This window comes from Mycobacterium sp. ENV421 (assembly GCF_002887815.1).
In the GTDB taxonomy this organism is placed as follows: domain Bacteria; phylum Actinomycetota; class Actinomycetes; order Mycobacteriales; family Mycobacteriaceae; genus Mycobacterium.
In genome coordinates this window covers 67,584-83,786 of the sequence record NZ_PDHO01000016.1, presented here as the reverse complement: position 1 = coordinate 83,786, position 16,203 = coordinate 67,584, and the positions used below count along the sequence as shown (strand labels likewise).

At 66.8% G+C, this 16,203-nt stretch carries 17 protein-coding genes; 4 read left to right on the top strand and 13 right to left on the bottom strand.

What is annotated here, in order from left to right:
- Positions 1–32 precede the first annotated feature (32 nt).
- From CRM90_RS18995 to CRM90_RS18985, 3 genes are all read right to left on the bottom strand, one after another.
- Entirely contained in the window at positions 33–1,412 is a 1,380-nt protein-coding gene (locus CRM90_RS18995; RefSeq protein WP_102808490.1) for an MBL fold metallo-hydrolase, read from the bottom strand.
- A 23-nt stretch (positions 1,413–1,435) separates the two neighbouring features.
- Entirely contained in the window at positions 1,436–2,311 is an 876-nt protein-coding gene (locus CRM90_RS18990; RefSeq protein ID WP_102808489.1) for a sulfite exporter TauE/SafE family protein, read from the bottom strand.
- A 145-nt stretch (positions 2,312–2,456) separates the two neighbouring features.
- Positions 2,457–4,172, bottom strand: a complete 1,716-nt coding sequence (locus CRM90_RS18985) for a chloride channel protein (protein ID WP_233209394.1) — start codon at positions 4,170–4,172, stop codon at positions 2,457–2,459.
- A gap of 245 nt (positions 4,173–4,417) precedes the next feature.
- On the opposite strand from CRM90_RS18985, the gene CRM90_RS18980 reads away from it, so the two are divergent.
- Together CRM90_RS18980 and aqpZ are read left to right on the top strand one after the other, a co-directional pair.
- On the top strand, positions 4,418–5,869 hold the full coding sequence (locus CRM90_RS18980; protein ID WP_102808487.1) for a chloride channel protein: 1,452 nt from the start codon (positions 4,418–4,420) through the stop codon (positions 5,867–5,869).
- A gap of 102 nt (positions 5,870–5,971) precedes the next feature.
- Positions 5,972–6,736, top strand: coding sequence for an aquaporin Z (aqpZ, locus tag CRM90_RS18975; RefSeq protein ID WP_102808486.1), 765 nt, complete (start codon positions 5,972–5,974; stop codon positions 6,734–6,736).
- Here aqpZ and CRM90_RS18970 read toward each other — a convergent pair.
- The 9 genes from CRM90_RS18970 to CRM90_RS18930 form a co-directional block, all read right to left on the bottom strand.
- Complete coding sequence (locus CRM90_RS18970) at positions 6,733–7,284, bottom strand: Dps family protein (protein ID WP_036342526.1); 552 nt, start codon at positions 7,282–7,284, stop codon at positions 6,733–6,735. The two genes, aqpZ and CRM90_RS18970, sit on opposite strands and share 4 nt — an antisense overlap.
- Positions 7,285–7,364: 80 nt before the next feature.
- Positions 7,365–8,276, bottom strand: a complete 912-nt coding sequence (locus CRM90_RS18965) for a DNA-3-methyladenine glycosylase family protein (RefSeq protein WP_102808485.1) — start codon at positions 8,274–8,276, stop codon at positions 7,365–7,367.
- A gap of 4 nt (positions 8,277–8,280) precedes the next feature.
- Positions 8,281–8,658, bottom strand: a complete 378-nt coding sequence (locus CRM90_RS18960; protein WP_102808484.1) for a DUF427 domain-containing protein — start codon at positions 8,656–8,658, stop codon at positions 8,281–8,283.
- 77 nt (positions 8,659–8,735) lie between these two features.
- Positions 8,736–10,106, bottom strand: a complete 1,371-nt coding sequence (locus tag CRM90_RS18955; RefSeq protein WP_102808483.1) for an NAD(P)/FAD-dependent oxidoreductase — start codon at positions 10,104–10,106, stop codon at positions 8,736–8,738.
- Between the two features lie 39 nt (positions 10,107–10,145).
- Positions 10,146–10,505 (bottom strand): cupredoxin domain-containing protein, encoded by a 360-nt coding sequence (locus CRM90_RS18950; RefSeq protein WP_102808482.1) that lies wholly within the window; start codon positions 10,503–10,505, stop codon positions 10,146–10,148.
- A gap of 72 nt (positions 10,506–10,577) precedes the next feature.
- Positions 10,578–11,597: an NAD-dependent epimerase/dehydratase family protein gene (locus CRM90_RS18945; RefSeq protein WP_102808481.1), complete on the bottom strand. Its 1,020-nt coding sequence runs from the start codon at positions 11,595–11,597 to the stop codon at positions 10,578–10,580.
- Complete coding sequence (locus CRM90_RS18940) at positions 11,594–12,094, bottom strand: nuclear transport factor 2 family protein (RefSeq protein ID WP_102808480.1); 501 nt, start codon at positions 12,092–12,094, stop codon at positions 11,594–11,596. Before CRM90_RS18940 ends, CRM90_RS18945 begins: the two co-directional genes overlap by 4 nt.
- Before the next feature lie 50 nt (positions 12,095–12,144).
- On the bottom strand, positions 12,145–12,363 hold the full coding sequence (locus CRM90_RS31005) for a hypothetical protein (RefSeq protein WP_233209393.1): 219 nt from the start codon (positions 12,361–12,363) through the stop codon (positions 12,145–12,147).
- 277 nt (positions 12,364–12,640) lie between these two features.
- Entirely contained in the window at positions 12,641–13,606 is a 966-nt protein-coding gene (locus CRM90_RS18930) for a GGDEF domain-containing protein (RefSeq protein WP_102808524.1), read from the bottom strand.
- Positions 13,607–13,803: 197 nt separating this feature from the next.
- On the opposite strand from CRM90_RS18930, the gene msrB reads away from it, so the two are divergent.
- Positions 13,804–14,277 carry a peptide-methionine (R)-S-oxide reductase MsrB gene (gene msrB, locus CRM90_RS18925; protein ID WP_102808478.1) on the top strand — a complete coding sequence of 158 codons (474 nt, stop codon included), beginning with the start codon at positions 13,804–13,806 and terminating at the stop codon, positions 14,275–14,277.
- Complete coding sequence (msrA, locus tag CRM90_RS18920; RefSeq protein ID WP_102808477.1) at positions 14,274–14,783, top strand: peptide-methionine (S)-S-oxide reductase MsrA; 510 nt, start codon at positions 14,274–14,276, stop codon at positions 14,781–14,783. Before msrB ends, msrA begins: the two co-directional genes overlap by 4 nt.
- Positions 14,784–14,847: 64 nt before the next feature.
- On the opposite strand, the gene CRM90_RS18915 is transcribed toward msrA, so the two are convergent.
- Positions 14,848–16,200: a cytochrome P450 gene (locus CRM90_RS18915; protein WP_102808476.1), complete on the bottom strand. Its 1,353-nt coding sequence runs from the start codon at positions 16,198–16,200 to the stop codon at positions 14,848–14,850.
- Positions 16,201–16,203 lie beyond the last annotated feature (3 nt).

Here is a 16,203-nt window from a genome sequence, read left to right as displayed (position 1 = left end):
ACGGCCTTTGATGACGTCAGGCCTGCTGAACGTCAGGCATTCTGAACTACGTCGTCCCACGCGGCGTAGCCGCCGAGCAGATCGCTGACGTCATCGAATCCGCGGTTGCGGAGCAGGCTCGCCGCGACCGAGGACCGATAGCCGCCGGCGCAGTACACAACGGTGGGCCTGTGCGGGTCGAGCTCGGCCACCCGGTCGGGCAGCTGGCCCACCGGGATGTTGACAGCGCCACTCACCATGCCGGCGGCCGCTTCGCCCGGATTGCGGACGTCGACCAGTTGCAGCTCCGGCACCTCGGCGATGCGATCGCCGAGGCCACTGGCGGTCAGCCGGGAGGCCACCTCGACGTCGTCGCGATGGGTGAACATCACCTCGTACGGCTCGGCGAGGTAGCCGATGACCCGGTCGAAACCGATTCGGGCCAAGCGGTTTTTCCCTTCCAGCTCCTGACCGGGCTCCGTCATCAACACGATGTCGTTGTCGGGTTTGACCACCGAGCCGGCGAATTCGGCGTAACGGCCGCCCAATCCGATGTTGATGGCGCCGCGCAGGTGACCCAGCGCGAACTCCTCGGGCGCGCGTCCGTCGACCAGAGCCGCTCCGCCCGCCACCGCCGCACGCACCTCGGCGTACGTCATCGAACGGGGCGGCTTCGTCTCGTCCAGCAGGTCGCGATGCTTGCGGTTGAGGATGGCGTCGTAGACGAAGTAGCCCGGAGCGGGTGGTTGGTTCGCGGTGACGAGGTCCATGAAGGTCGCCTTGTCGGGCGCCCGCAGCGCGTAGTTCGTCATCCGCTGCTCACCCATGGTCGACCAGAGATCGGTCGAAAGATTCTTGCCGCAGGCCGATCCCGCCCCGTGAGCCGGATAGACCCGGGTGGCATCGGGCAGCGTCATCAACTTGTCGTGCAGTGAGTCGTACAGCTTGTCGGCCAGCTCCTCGCGGGTGAATCCGATGGACGCCAGCAGGTCGGGACGACCGACATCGCCGATGAACAGGGTGTCGCCGGTCAGCACGCCGTACGGTTCGGTGTCACCGGAATGCTCGTAGAGCACGATGCTCAACGACTCGGGGGTGTGGCCCGGGGTGTGCCGGAACTCCAACTGAACCTCGCCCAGGGAGTAGCGCTCGCCGTCGGCGACGCCCATGAAGTCGAATTCCGCTTCCGCGACCGAGGAGTAGACGATCTTGGCACCGGTGGCCTTGGCCAATTCCAGGTGGCCGGACAGGAAGTCGGCATGGAAGTGCGTCTCGATGACGAGTTCGATTCGCATGCCGAGTTCTTCGGCGTCGGAGAGATACTCGGACACATCGCGCTGTGGATCGACGACGACGGCACGGCCCGTGGATTCGTCGCCGATCAGGTAAGACGCGTGTGACAGGCAGTCCAGGTAGTACTGAATGAATTTCATTTCGGTTCCTTTCTCCGGGACGATCAGCTTGTGCCGGCCGCAGCCGTGGTTCTGGCCAGCAGGCCGTGCAGGGGGCACGCGGCAATGTGGTTGCACGCGAACATGAATGCGGGCACAAGACCGGTGAGTGCGATGCCGACGTAGCCGACGATCGGATCGAGTTGTTGGCCGAGGATGACCGAGGCCATGATCAGGACGAACCAGCCGAATGACTTGCGCAGTACCTCGGGGTTGACCTTGGTAGCGAACCTCGAACCGATCAGTGCGCCGACGACGGCAGCAGCGGTCACCATGAGTGCCGTGGCCCAGTCGATCTGCACGACCGACAGGTAGCCGGCCAGGCCGGCGAATGAGTTCATCGCGATGACCGCGAGCGACGTTCCCACGGCGGCGGGCATCGCCAGCCCGCCGAGCAGCACGAGCGCCGGAACCACCAGGAATCCGCCCCCGGCACCGACGGTTCCTGTGACCAGGCCCAGTCCGAGGCCCAGCACGGCGGTCTTGGCGAGCAGCACTGCGCCGGTTTGCGCAGTGGCGGTCGGCGTTCTGCGACCGCGCAACATCGCGATCGCAGTCACCACCATGATCACCGCGAATGCCACGAGCAGCGCGTCGCCGGAGATGAATCGGGTCAGCTGTCCGCCGCTGTATGCGCCCACCATGGACGTCGAGCCGAACAGCAGGGCGGTCCGCCACTGGACCCGCCCGGCGCGGGCATGTGAAACCGCCCCCACGGCACTGGTCACGCCGACCACCAGCAGTGACGTCGCGATGGCGTGCTTGGCGTCCATGCCGGCCACATAGGCCAGTAGCGGCACCGTGAGGATCGAACCGCCACCTCCGAGCAGCCCCAACGAGATGCCGACCACAACCGCCAGTGCCACCGTCAACGCCAACATCGCACTCACCGGCCTTCCGAGTTATACCAGGGGGGGTATCCCGATATCCACGGTATATACCCCTACTGGTATATGCAAGAGCGCTACGTCACACCGCGGGCACGATCGGACTCGTGAGATGCGTGGACGCAGATCGGCCGCCGGTTTACGGGTGCAGCCTGGCGAGCACCGCCTCATAGGTGACCCATCCGACAAGGCAGGTCCGGTCCGGATTCAACACGGGCAGACCACTGCCTCCCCGACCCTTGAGCGCATCGAGGATACGGCGGACGTCGGCGTCAGACGCGATGGCGGCCACCGGCTTGACCAAGTCCGACACCGTCGAGGGGGCATCCGCTTCATCAAGCGCCTCGGCCACGTCCTGGGCGGTGACGCATCCGGCGTACTGCCCGTCGTTGGTCACCACCGGCAACATGCCGAACGTCGTCTGTGACAGCGCCTTGGCGGCGGCGGTCATCGAACTGTCCACCACCAGCGGCTCGGGCGCAGGAACAGCGAGATCCGCCGCACGCAGGTCGGGCAGTTCGGCCGGCGGCTTGTCGAGGTCGACGCCCCGACGCCACAGCTTGGCCGTGTAGATGGTGTCCTTGGACAGCAGGTGCGCAGTGCCGGCAGCCATTACCACCGCTGCCATCAGCGGCAGGATGATCGAGTACTCGCCGGTGAGTTCGAACAGGATCACGACCGCGGTGATCGGCGCTCGTGTCGCGCCGGCCAGGGCTGCGCCCATCCCGATCAACCCATATGCCCCGGCGCTCTCGGTGAGCGTCGGAAACAGGCTATGGGCCACTGTCCCGAACGCTGTGCCCGCCATGGCGCCGACGAAGAGCGTAGGCGCGAAGACTCCGCCGGAGCCGCCGATCCCGATGGTGAGGCTGGTCGCGAACATCTTGCCCACCATGAGAAGCAGCAACATGCCGATGACGTACCGGCCTTCGACCGCGTTCTCCAGGACTGGATAACCGACGCCATACATCTGGGGCAGGGCCAGCAGGACGCCGCCGAGGAGCAGTCCACCGACCGCGGGTCGGGCCCATTCCGGCCCGCGCCACAACCAGTCGCACAGGTCCTCCACGCGGTAGAGGATCTTCGAGAACGCCACTCCGACCACGCCCACCGCTACGCCGAGCGCGGCGTAGAGGAAGTATTCGGACACACTGCGCACGGCGAACGACGGCAGCGAGAGAAACGGCTGGTTGCCCAGCATGGCCCGGCCCACCACGTCAGCGGTGACGCTCGACAGCACGACCGCGCCGAACGACTGGGCGGCGAAGTCCCGAAGGATGAGTTCCATGGCGAAGAACGGACCGGCCAGCGGCGCATTGAAGGTCGCCGAGATTCCGGCCGCGGCGCCGCAAGCGACCAGAAGCCGAACCCGCGGGGTGTCGAGCCGAAGGATCTGGGCGATCGTGGAGCCGGCCGCCGAGCCGATCTGCACGATCGGCCCTTCCCGTCCGACCGACCCACCGCCGCCGATGCACAACGCCGAGGCCAGCGCCTTGACCAGGGTGACCTGCGGTGCAATGCGGCCGCCCTTGTGGCTGACGGCATACATCACTTCAGGCACCCCGTGCCCACGCGCCTCCGGTGCGAACTTGTGCACGATGGGGCCGTATATCGCCCCCGCGATCACCGGGGCCAGCAGCAGGAACCAGATCCCCAGAGCCGGCCAATGCGCGCTCGGTATCCGCCCCAGCCCGGAATAGTCGTCGTAACCGGTGAATAGCCTGGTGAAAAAGGTGATCAGGTATCTGAAGCCAACCGCGCCCAGACCTGTTACCGCGCCGACGGCGACCGCGAGGGCCACCAGCGCCGACGGACTGTCGCGCAACCAGCCGACGACCACGTTGCGACTGGCCATCGGGATTCTTCGCGGCATTCCGAGTCCATCTGGCACTCCTGCAGTATGGAATAGTTGCACACTGCTTCCTAATCGAGCCGTCGCCGGCGCCTCGATGGCCGGCCGGCCCAGAACGGGGTCGGCCCGGCGCAGTGATACCCCCACCAACGACGTTGCATGCTCGATATCCGTTGGTCTGCAATATGATTCGTGAGCTCGCGGCTGGATTCGCGTCAGTGGCCCAGCAATGCTGCTAGCCTCACACCATGCCGCGGCCGCGACAGAATCATGACGTCGTCGAACCAGGCGGTCCGGTGGGCGCTTTCATTCGCAGGTCCGGCTATCTGCGGAAATGGTTGATCCTCGGCATCTCCATCGGCATCATCGCCGGGCTGGGGGCCGTCACCTTCTATCTCGCGCTCGACTACACCGGCCAATTTTTGCTCGGTTACGTCGGCGGCTATCAGATCCCCAAGCCGGTCGGCGACGGCGGACAGCCGGGGTCACCAGGGTTCGTCCGGCCGTGGGCCATACCGCTGGTGACTTTCGGCGGCGCGCTGGTTTCGGCGTGGATCGTGGCCAAATTCGCCCCCGAAGCCGAGGGCCACGGAACAGATTCTGCAATCGAGGCGGTCCACACCGACCCTCGGACGATCAGGGGCCGCACGATCGTGGTGAAGACGATCGCCAGTGCGCTGACGATCGGTTCTGGAGGTTCGGGCGGTCGGGAAGGACCCGCCGCACAGATCTCGGCCGGCTTCGGCTCGTTGATGACGCGTTGGCTCAACCTCAGCGATGAAGACGGACGGATCGCAGTATCGCTCGGGATCGGATCGGGAATCGGCGCGATCTTCGGGGCGCCACTCGGAGGGGCGGTGCTCGCGGCCTCGATCGTCTATCGCGAGGACTTCGACTACAAGGTGCTGGTTCCGGGATTCATCACCTCGGCCACCGCGTTCTCCGTGTTCGGATCGATCCTGGGATTCGAGCCGCTGTTCGGCTACGTGGCCTCCGACTTCCGATTCCATCAACCGGCGATCCTCATCTGGTTCGTCGTATTGGGCATCGTCGCCGCGGCGTTCGGATATCTGTACGCGCGAATCTTCTACGGCACCGTCTCCGTGACCGCCAAGCTACCGGGCAACAAGGTCATCAAGCCGGCACTGGGCGGTCTCCTCGTCGGCCTCCTCGCACTCGCCATCCCGCAGGTACTCGCCAGCGGCTACGGATGGGCGCAAAAAGCCTCCGACACAGGCACTCTGCTGTCCATCCCGCTGTGGATCGTGCTGTTGCTTCCGCTCGCCAAAATCATCGCGACGTCGTTGTCGATCGGCACGGGCGGTTCCGGAGGTATCTTCGGCCCCGGTGTCGTCATCGGCGCATTCGTCGGCGCAGCGATCTGGCGGCTCGGGCACGACATCGGGCTGCCGGGTCTACCCGCCGGCCCCGGTCTCTTCGTGGTGGTCGGCATGATGGCGTGCTTCGGCAGCGTCGCTCACGCACCACTTGCCGTGATGATCATGGTTGCGGAAATGACCGGTTCCTTCTCGGTCATACCGTGCGCCCTGGTCGCAGTCGGGATCGCCTACCTGCTGATCTCACGCACGCCGGTATCGATCTACAAGGCACAGCGACTCAATCGAGACAGCGCCGGCGCCCAACGGGTGGCCGACTCGGCGCACGAGGTGCCCCGGCCGCGCGACGACTTCGCCGGCTAACAGGTCACCGTCTCAACACGATTCAGCAAAGTTCGGTTCTTTGAGGGGACCGTCCTGCGATCATCAGGGAGATGGACCCGACCGACGAGAAGGGTTTAACCAGTGAGAGCTCCAACGATGGCGCATCGGCTGGCCGCAGAATTCATCGGCACATTCCTGTTGGTTTTGGGTGGTTGCGGCGCAGCGGTATTCGCCGCCAACCCAGCTGAGGACAATTCCGTCGGTATCGGATTCCTCGGCGTTGCGCTGGCTTTCGGTCTCACCGTGCTGGCCGGCGTCTACGCGTTCGGAACGATCTCAGGTGGCCACTTGAACCCGGCGGTCACTTTCGGTGCGGCCCTGGCACGGCGCGTCGAATGGAAGGCGCTTCCGGCGTATTGGGTGGTGCAGGTCATCGGCGGCCTGGCCGCCGGGGCGGTGATCTATTGGATCGCCAACGGCAGAGCCGGTTTCACGCCGACGGGTCACATGGCCGCCAACGGATTCGGTGAGCACTCACCGTTCCACTACTCGCTGGCCGCGGTGGTGATCGCCGAGGCGCTCCTGACCTTCCTGTTCTTGCTGGTGATCTTGGGCGCCACCGACGACCGCGCGCCAAAAGGCTTCGCGGGCTTGGCAATCGGCTTGACGCTGACGCTCATACACCTGATCTCGATCCCGATCTCGAACACGTCGGTGAACCCGGCCCGCTCGATGGGTGTCGCGTTCTTCAACGGCGACGGTGCACCCGCCCAACTCTGGGTGTTCTGGCTTGCCCCGCTCGCCGGCGCGGCCGTGGCGGGTGCTCTCTACCCGCTGCTGTTCGGCCGCGCCGAGGAGCTCGCGGACCGTCCGGTCCGCGACGACGCGCTGGAGTCGAAGGACTAGCTCTTCGCCTTCGCAGCCTTGGCTGCGCCCTTCTCCGTCGACTTGCCCTCGTGTGACAAAGTCCCACCGGCGTTTTCGAGGTGGGCACGCACGAACCACTGGAACTTTTCCAGCTCGGCGGCGTGACCGATGAGGATGTCCTGGGTCACCGGGTCGAGTTCCTCGGTCGCTTCGATGTTGTTGCGCAGGTCCTCGATGACACCGTCGTACACCAAATCGACTGCGGCGAGGTGGGCCTGCACGGTGTCGCGCCCGACGCTGTAGTCGTCCCACGTGCGGTCCTTGAGGATCGCACCCGGGGTGCCCTGCGGCGACGCGCCCAGAGTCGCGATCCGTTCGGCGACTTCGTCGGCGTAGCCGCGGACCAGGTCGACCTGCGGATCGATCATCTCGTGGACGCCGATGAAGTTGGGGCCGACCACATTCCAGTGCACATGCTTCAACGTGAGGTGCAGGTCGTTGTAGGTGCTCAACTGCTTCTGCAGGAGATCGGTCACCTTACGAGCCTTAGCTTCGGTCATTCCGGGGACGGTGAACTTGGCACGCATCAATAGCTCCTTTCGCGCGCTGGCTTCTCGTCCGCCACATACCCGGGTTGCCGTGCTGGTAACCGGATGTAAGAGCTGCGTCACAAATTGCTGATGTGCTGCACCGGCAGCCGCGCGCCGAAACGCGGCTTGTACGCAAGCCGGCTGGCTTCGAGCAATCGGATCGCTCGGTACCGATGCGGACGTTCCGGCTCCAGCAACTCCACCATGCCTGCGTCGTCGACGGGAGTGCCGATCAGCGTCCAGCCGACCATCTTCGAAATGTGGTAGTCCCCGATCGACAGCGCATCGGTGTCACCGAAGGCCCGCTGCGCGGTCTCGGCCGCCGTCCAGACCCCCACGCCCGGCAGCGTGGTGAGGGCGTCGCGCGCCGCGGTCGTGGACCGGCCGGACAACCGTTCCAGCGCGTCCGCGCGCTGTGCGCATCCGATGATCGTGCGGGCGCGGCCGGGATCGACGTTGGCGCGGTGGAACTCCCACGACGGGATGCGCCGCCAGACGTCAGCGGCCGGTGGCACCCGCATCCGTGCGGGCGCGGGGCCGGGCGCCGGGCTGCCGAACCTGGTGACCAGCAGCCGCCAGGCGCGAAACGCGTCGGCGCCCGGCACGCGTTGCTCGATCACCGCGGGGATCAACGCCTCGAGCACCCGTGCGGTGCGGCCGAGGCGCAGATGGGGCACCCGCTTGGATGCGGCTTGGATGACCGGGTGCTGCGGGCGGTAGCCGCCGGGGTCGTCGTCGACGCCCAGCAGCGCGGGCAGCGCCTCGATGAACTCGTCGGCGCCGTCACCCCACGCCTGGCACCCGACGGCGTCGGGAGCGGTGCGGTAGATCCGGGCTGTCACCGGCCCGCTGGCTTGCAGGCTCGTGCGCCAGATCGCGCGCTCGTCGTCGAGTTGGTAGCACGGGTCGCCGGGTCCGCGGCGTTGCGGCGCCAACGTCAGCCCCGGGCTGGCGGGCCCGGGAAAAGTCAGGACACGCTCGACAGGCACCTGGTCAGTCCGGTGCGACGCTGATATCGGCCTTGTTCGGATAGAACGCGACGTGTCCGGCGATCGCGGCGACCGCCGGGTAGGGCTCCTCGTAGGTCCAGATCGCGTCCTCGACCGTCGCGTCCCCCGCGGTGACGCTGTAGTAGCTGGCCTCACCCTTGTACGGGCAGTACGTGCGGGTGTCGGTGCAGGCCAGCACCGCCGGGTCGACGTCGCCGAGTGGGATGTACTGCACCACGGGATAGGTGGATTCGGCCAGGCCGAGCGCGGCGCGGGTGTCGGCGACGAGTTGCCCGTTGACCCGGACCTGCACCCGGCCGGTGGTCGGGGTGATCGTGATCGGGTGATCGGCGGTCGGCTGCTTGATTTCACGTGTGCTCATCGGTGTCTCCTCCGGAGTCGGCGTAGGTGGTGCAACACCGCCCTGCCCTCACGATTCCCACGGTAGATCGCGCGGCGTCAGGGGCGCCGGGCGATCGCGTCCGCGATCACGGCGATCGGCGAGGTCGACGCCCGCCCGCCGTCTTCGTGCCGGTCGGCCAGCTTGTATGCGGTGTACATGCCACGTACCCCGAGCCAGCGCAGCGGCTCGGGCTCCCAGGTGGCCGAGTGGTGACCGACCCAGGGCAGCGCGGTGAGCGGGGTGGACCGTTTGAGCACCAGGTCGGTCAGGGTCCGGCCGGCCAGGTTGGTCGCCGTCACACCGTGGCCGACGTAGCCGCCCGCCTCCCCGAGTCCGGTGGTCGGATCGAGGCTGACACCGGCCGACCAGTCCCGGGGGACGCCCAGCACGCCGCACCAGCCGTGGGCGATCGGCACCCCGCGGGTCTGCGGCAGCGCGGTGTTGAGCACCCCGGTGAGGTAGGCGATGGTGTCCGCGCCGACCGCGCCGTCGTTGTCGATGCGGGAGGCGTAGCGGTAGGGCACCGCCCGGCCGCCGATCGCGATCCGGTTGTCGGCGGTGCGCTGGGCGTAGAAGAACCCGTGCGCCAGATCGCCCAGCGTTTCCCGGCCCGCCCACCCGATGGTCGCCCAGACGTCGTCGGACATCGGCTCGGTCGCGATCATCGCGCTGTTCATCGGCAGCCAGCGCCGCCGCAGTCCGCGCATCCGGGCGGTGAAGCCCTCGGTGGCTCGCAGCACGATCGGCGCGCGCACCACGCCCCGCGGGGTCTCCGCACGGCCAGGGCTGATCGTGGTCACCGGGGTCTGTTCGTAGATCGTGACGCCGAGGCGCTCCACGACGTCGGCGAGGCCGCGGGCCAGCTTGGCCGGCTGGATACGGGCGCAGTGCGGGTTGAACATCCCGAGCACCAGGCTGTCCACCCGGATCCGCTCGGCCGCTTCGGCGGCGGTCAGCAGTTCGATGCCGTCGGTGCCCCACTCGCGGTCCTCGTCGGCCTCGGCGCGCAGCCGGCGGGCCTGCGAGGGGTTGCGGGCCACCTCGAGGTTGCCGCCCTTGACGATGTCGGCGTCGATGCCTTCCTGCGCGGCCACGTCGATCACCTCGTCGACGGCGGCGTTGAGGGTCTGCTGCCAGGCGACGACGTTGGCGCGGCCGTACTTCTTGGCCAGCAGCCCGCGGTGGCCGGGTGCCAGGCCGGACAGCCAGCCGCCGTTGCGGCCAGATGCGCCGAACCCGGCGAACCGGGCCTCCACAATGACGATCCGCAACGACGGGTCAGCCTTCTTCAGGTAGTAGGCGGTCCACAGTCCGGTGTAGCCCGCGCCGACGATGCAGACGTCGGCGTCGCGGTCACCGGGCAGCGCGGGACGCGGTTGGGGAAGCTCGGTGAACCAGTGCGACACGGCGCCGTTGATTGTGGCCATGGCAAGAATCTAGCGGCACGCCATGAACGTTGATCGCCCTCACTGGACGACGAGTTGTCCGTGCATCGCCGGGTGATAGGTGCAGTGGTACGGGTAGGTTCCCGGCTTGCTCGGCGCGGTGAAGGTGGCCGTACCCTTCTCGCCGACCTCGACGTTGAACGCGGAGCCGGAGTCGGCGGTGACGGTGTGCTCGACGCCGTCGGAATTGGTGACGCTGACGGTGGCTCCGGGCGGAACCGGGCCGGGCGAGCCGAACGTCATGTCGGCGATGCTGATCGTCGGGCCGGCCGCGGGCGGGGCGGAGGACGGTGAGGCTGTGGTTCCCGCCGAGCACGCCGCCACCAGAAGTACCGCGGCGATGGCGATGGCGACGGACAGGGCAAAGATGCGTGGCGTCATACGCGGGACACGTATTCGCCTGCGGGCGGGTTCAGTGCCCGATCATTCCGAGCCCGATCGTTCCGAGCCCGATCACTCCGACCGGCTTGCCTTCGCCTGCCGTTTCGCCTCCCGCAACCCGACCCAGAAGCGTGCGGCCTCGCGGATGGATTCCTCGACGGGGCGCGGCTGCCAGCCCAGTTCCTGGACGGCCTTGCTGCAGTCCAGCGGTCCCTCGGCGCGCATCAGCCGCAGCGAGCCCAGCGACAACTTCTCGTCGGTCTTCTTCAGCCGGGCTTTGGCGGTGCCCAGCGCGGCCAGCGCGTAGGCGAGCGGCAGCGGGATCGTCTTCGTCGGCGGCGGCATGTTCGCCTCCAGGGCCGCGATGCGGGCCACTTCGGCGTTGCTGATCATCTTCTCCGAGATCAGGTAGCGCTCCCCGACCCGGCCGCGCTCGGCGGCCAGGATCATCGCGCGGGCTGCGTCGTCGACGCCGACGGCTTCGAGTTCGATACCGCCCATCACGAACGGCAGCTTGCCGAAAGCGGCCCCGGCGATGATGGCGCCGTGCGGGGTTCGCCCCCAGTCGCCGCCGCCGTAGGTCGTGGACACGCACATGGCGATCGCGGGCAGGCCGTGGTCGCGGGCGTAGCGCAGCACCAGTTCTTCGGCCTGCACCCGGGACCGGACGTACGGGGTGAGTCCGCGGTCGGTGATGATGTCGGTTTCGGTGACCGTCTGGCCGCGACGGCGCCCGACGGTGACGTAGCTGCTGGTGAAGATGAAGCGGTGCAGGCCGGCGGTTCTGGCCACATCCAGGACATTGCGGGTGCCCTCGACGTTGGTGTGGAACAGCGGTGCCGGATCGCTGAGCCAGCCGCGAGCGTCGACCACGCAGTAGTAGACGTCGTCGACGCCGGCCATCGCCTCACGCAGCACGTCGTTGTCCCAGATGTCGCCGACGAAGCGCTGCACGTCGAGGTCGTCGATCGAGATCGTGGAAGCGTTCGGCCGCACCATGACTCGCACCTGATGCCCGTCGGCGACCAGCTGCCGGGTGACGTGCGAGCCGAGGAACCCGTTGGCTCCGATGACGAGTTTCGGCTGGGTCACTTCATGCCCCCGTTGGCTTTCATCCAGGCGGCCGCCTCCTCGTCGAGGGTGCCGAGCTTCTCGGCCTTCTTGCACCACCTCATGCTGGCCTGCAGGAATTTCAGCGGGTTGTAGATGTCCTCCTGGCGCGACCAGAGGCCGTCGCCGGCGTAGGTGACGATCGAGATGTTGGTGGCGCTGATGATCGTGCCGTCACCGGGGTCGCGCATAGGGTTGTCCAGCTCGCAGATGACCCGCCCGGTCTCCTCGTCGAACACGGCCCACAGCGACGGGAACTCGGTCATGTAGCTGCCGGGGAAGCTGCCCATGGTCTTGGTGATCCAGGCGCGTACTTCGTCGCGGCCCTTCATCGTGCCCATCGCGTGCTCGATGTAGTCGACGTCGGGGGTGTAGTGACTCACCCAGGCGTCCCAGTCCTGGGTTCTGGCGGCCTCGGCGACGGTGTTCTCGAAAGTCGCGAAAGCGTCGGTCAGTTCTTCACGGGAAAATCGCGCCACAGCTTCAAACTAGAACACGTTCTATCGACCTTTGTCGAGGGCTTGCCGTATCACGACCCGGCGGCGCGACTGCGTGATCTCCGGGACAAAACGGCTGCCAGGCCGATGCCGAGGATCGCAGCGGCCCCCACCGCAGACAGGACGATCGTCCAGATCCGCCGATCGGTCAGCTCCTTGTGGCACAACTCCACGTAGTCGGTGTTGACGATGACGTCGTCATGCGGTTCGGCCATGCCCGGCGTCTCCGGGACACCAGCCGGGCTGGGCATGTTCTTTCCGCCCTGCGCCGTCGCCGCCCGCGCGGCAGACAGGTCTGGAGCGATCGCGCTGCCACAGTCGACGTTCAGAGGTTCCGCTACGGCGGGACCTCGATTCCCGGGCCCCGCATGGACGGGAGTGGCGAGTCCGGCGATGCCTACGATCAATGCAGTCACGCCGACAAACAGAACGATCCACCGAGTAATCATGTTTGTGCCCTACCCGCTCTCGCCGGTTTCACGCCCCTCGACGGCACTTCGCCGCCGCCACCGCCCACGCGGTCGCGGGTCAGCGGTCGGTCTTGCGGCGGTTGCGGCCCTTGGCGGCGTACAACTCGGCGTCTGCGGCGGCGTAGAGCGCCGCGATGTCGGCGGTGTCGCCGGGCTGCGACGCCACCCCGACGCTGGTGTCGGGAGTGTGCAGCCCGACGTCGGCGACGAACCGTTGCGCCGACGACGCATCACGGTCGGCTATGCATGCGGCGAACTCGTCACCGCCCAGCCGCGCCAGCACGGCATCGCGCGGCAACAGGTCGCGCCACCGGCGCGCGTGTTCGGCCAGGTGCTCATCACCCGCCAGATGCCCGCGAGTGTCGTTGAGCTGCTTGAAACCGTCGAGGTCCATGACGACGACAGTGATGATGGGCTTCGCTGAGCGCCCGCGCGCCAGGAGCTCTCGGGTGGCGATCTCCCAGCCGGCGCGGTTCAGCAGACCGGTCAGCGGATCCGTGCACGCACTCGTGACCAACGCGCGCATCACCAGCCCGAACGACTCCCCCGCGCCGACGATCGCGATGACCCAGATCAGGTAGTCGATCCCCAGCTTGGGCGCCGGCGAGATGGCCAGCGCCAGCACTGCTGCCACCGTGAGCAAGCCGATGAGCACCGCCGCCCGCCGGGGTGGATAGAACGCCCGCAGATACATCGCCAGAAACATCGGCGCGACCAGGCAGATGATCTCCGCTGCGATCGCGATGTGGAACGCCATCACCACCGGGGTGGCGATGATGGCGGCCAGGGTGGCCGGCGCCGGCTTGTCAGGCTTGACGGCCAGCCAGGCCAGCGCCGCGACGCCGAGCACGATGGCCAGCACGCCTCCGAGCGGATTCGCGTAGATCAATTCCGGATGCAGCGGCCAGATCGTGAACACCACGCCGTAGACGTAGAGGAACGTCGTGAGGCTCAAATAGATGCGCAGCAACCGGATCTGCTGGGCACCGTGGAAGTCGCTGCCGGAGAGCGCGAGCATCTTCACCCGATACACGAGGTCCCACCCCTGTGCATGGGGGTGCAAATCAGGCGAAGCCGCATCGAGTCAAACTTTCCTGCTCAGAACCGGCGCCAGTGCCGACCGACAATTGTGACACCGCGACGCACGCGCCGCAGCGCGCGCCAGTCCTGACGGATCTCTGACATGGGAACTATCTGAACAACCATTGAGGTTAAACCGACATGGCGCATGACTATCACCGCAATCCCGCCGCCGTTTCCGCGCTGTCCCCGGAGCAATATCGGGTAACCCAGGAGAACGGGACCGAGCGGCCCTTCACCGGCGAGTATTGGGACAATCACGAGCCGGGCATCTACGTCGACGTCGTCTCGGGCGAACCGTTGTTCGCCTCGACCGACAAGTTCGAGAGTGGATCCGGCTGGCCCAGTTTCACCAAGCCGATCGAGACGTCCCCCGGAAAAGTCAACGTCGTCACGAAACGGGACTTCAGCCACCTGATGGTCCGTACCGAGGTTCGCTCGGCGGCCGGCGACAGCCATCTGGGGCACGTATTCAAAGACGGCCCTCGCGCGCAGGGAGGGTTGCGCTACTGCATCAACTCCGCTTCGCTGAGATTCATCGGGCTCGACGACCTCGAGGCGCAGGGCTACGGCGAGTACAGGCATCTGTTCGAGACTTCCAAGGAGGACGCGTGAGCAACACCAAGAGGGCGATCCTGGCAGGCGGTTGCTTCTGGGGCATGCAGGATCTGATCCGCAAGCAGCCCGGCGTGGTGTCCACCCGGGTGGGCTACACCGGCGGCCAGAACGACCACCCCACCTACCGCAACCATCCCGGCCATGCCGAGGCGATCGAGATCGAGTACGACCCGGCGCAGACCGACTTCCGCGCGCTGCTGGAGTTCTTCTTCCAGATCCACGATCCGAGCACGAAGAACCGGCAGGGCAATGACGTCGGGACCAGCTACCGGTCGGCGATCTTCTACCTCGACGACGAGCAGAAGCAGGTCGCGCTGGACACCATCGCCGACGTCGACGCATCCGGGCTGTGGCCGGGCAAGGTGGTCACCGAGGTGACGCCGGCCAGTGACTTCTGGGATGCCGAGCCCGAGCATCAGGACTACCTGCTGCACTACCCGAACGGCTACACCTGCCACTTCCCGCGGGCGGGGTGGAAGCTACCGAAGCGGGCTCAGGTCTAGCCTTCGCTTTCGAGCCCTCGCGCCGAGTGTGCGGATTCGTACGTGACACACCGTTGTCCGCGTATCAGGACGCACGCTCGGCGCGCTGTTGGGCCCGTCGGTGCACGACGACGCGTCCACCCTTTTTCGGGGTGAATGCCACGCCCCGGGAGTGCCACTTCTCCCCCGGCGCGCTGGTGGTGGCAATGGTGAAGTGCCGCAACACCGTACGCAGGACGACGTCCATCTCCATGTTGGCGAAGGCCGCGCCGATGCAACGCCGGGTTCCGCCGCCGAACGGCACCCAGGCGAAGGTGTTGGGCCTGGTGTCGAGAAACCGCAGCGGGTCGAAGCGCTCCGGATCGGGGAACATCTCCGGGTTCTCATGCAGCTGACACAGGCTGACCATCACTGAATATCCTTGCGGCACAACCCATTCCCCGAGTTCGTAGCTCGGCACCTGGACATGACGACCGGAGAAGTCGATCACCGTCCGATTGCGCTGAACCTCCAGGATCGTGGCCTGCCGGTAGGAACTCTCCTCGGTGTCAGCCTCGGCAACCAGGCGGCTCAGCACCTCGGGGTGGCGCGAGATCCGCTCGAATGCCCATGCCAGCGTGGACGCGGTGGTCTCGTGCCCCGCGGCCAGCAGTGTCAGCAGTTCGTCGCCGATTTCGCCGCGCGTCATCGGCGAGCCGTCGTCATAGCTGCTCCGCAGGAACAGCGACAGCACGTCGGTGCGGTCCTCGAGATTGGGGTCACTCTGCGCCCGGCTGATCAGGGTGTCCACCAGGCCCTCGTACTCCCGGCGGTATCGGACCAGCTTTCCCCATGGCGTCCACGGCCTTTCGCGTTTCGGCGAAGGCAGCACGGCCAGGCGTGATCCCAGGGTCACCCACTTCGGGATGAGCTCACGCAGGCGCTGTAGTTCGACACCGTCGGCGCCGAAGATCGCGCGCAAGATGATGTTGAGTGTGATGTGCATCATCGGCTCGAGCGTCGCGAATTCGGTTCCCTGCGGCCATGATTCGATCTCGCGCAGGGTCTCCTCCACCACGATCTGCTCGTAGGCCCGGATGCTCTTGCCGTGAAACGGCGGGGTGAGCAACTTGCGCCGCGCGCGATGCTCGGCCCCGTCCAGAGCGAATACCGAGCCAGGGCCCAGCAGCCTGCTCAGGTTTGGCTGGATGTTGTAGAGGATGTCCGGACTGGTGGTGAAGATCTGCTTGGTGAGCGCGGGATCCGAGACGGCGACGGTGTTCCCGAAGACCGGGATCCGCACCGTGACACAACGGCCGTAGCGTCGGGTCAGCCACTCGGTGGTGGGCCGGCGGGCCACCATGAACGCGAGGCTGACCAGCGCGTTCGGCACTCCCGGCGATGGCGGCAACTTCGGTTCGGCGCGGACCGGCGCGGCCACGGTTGACGCTTGGCTCATCGG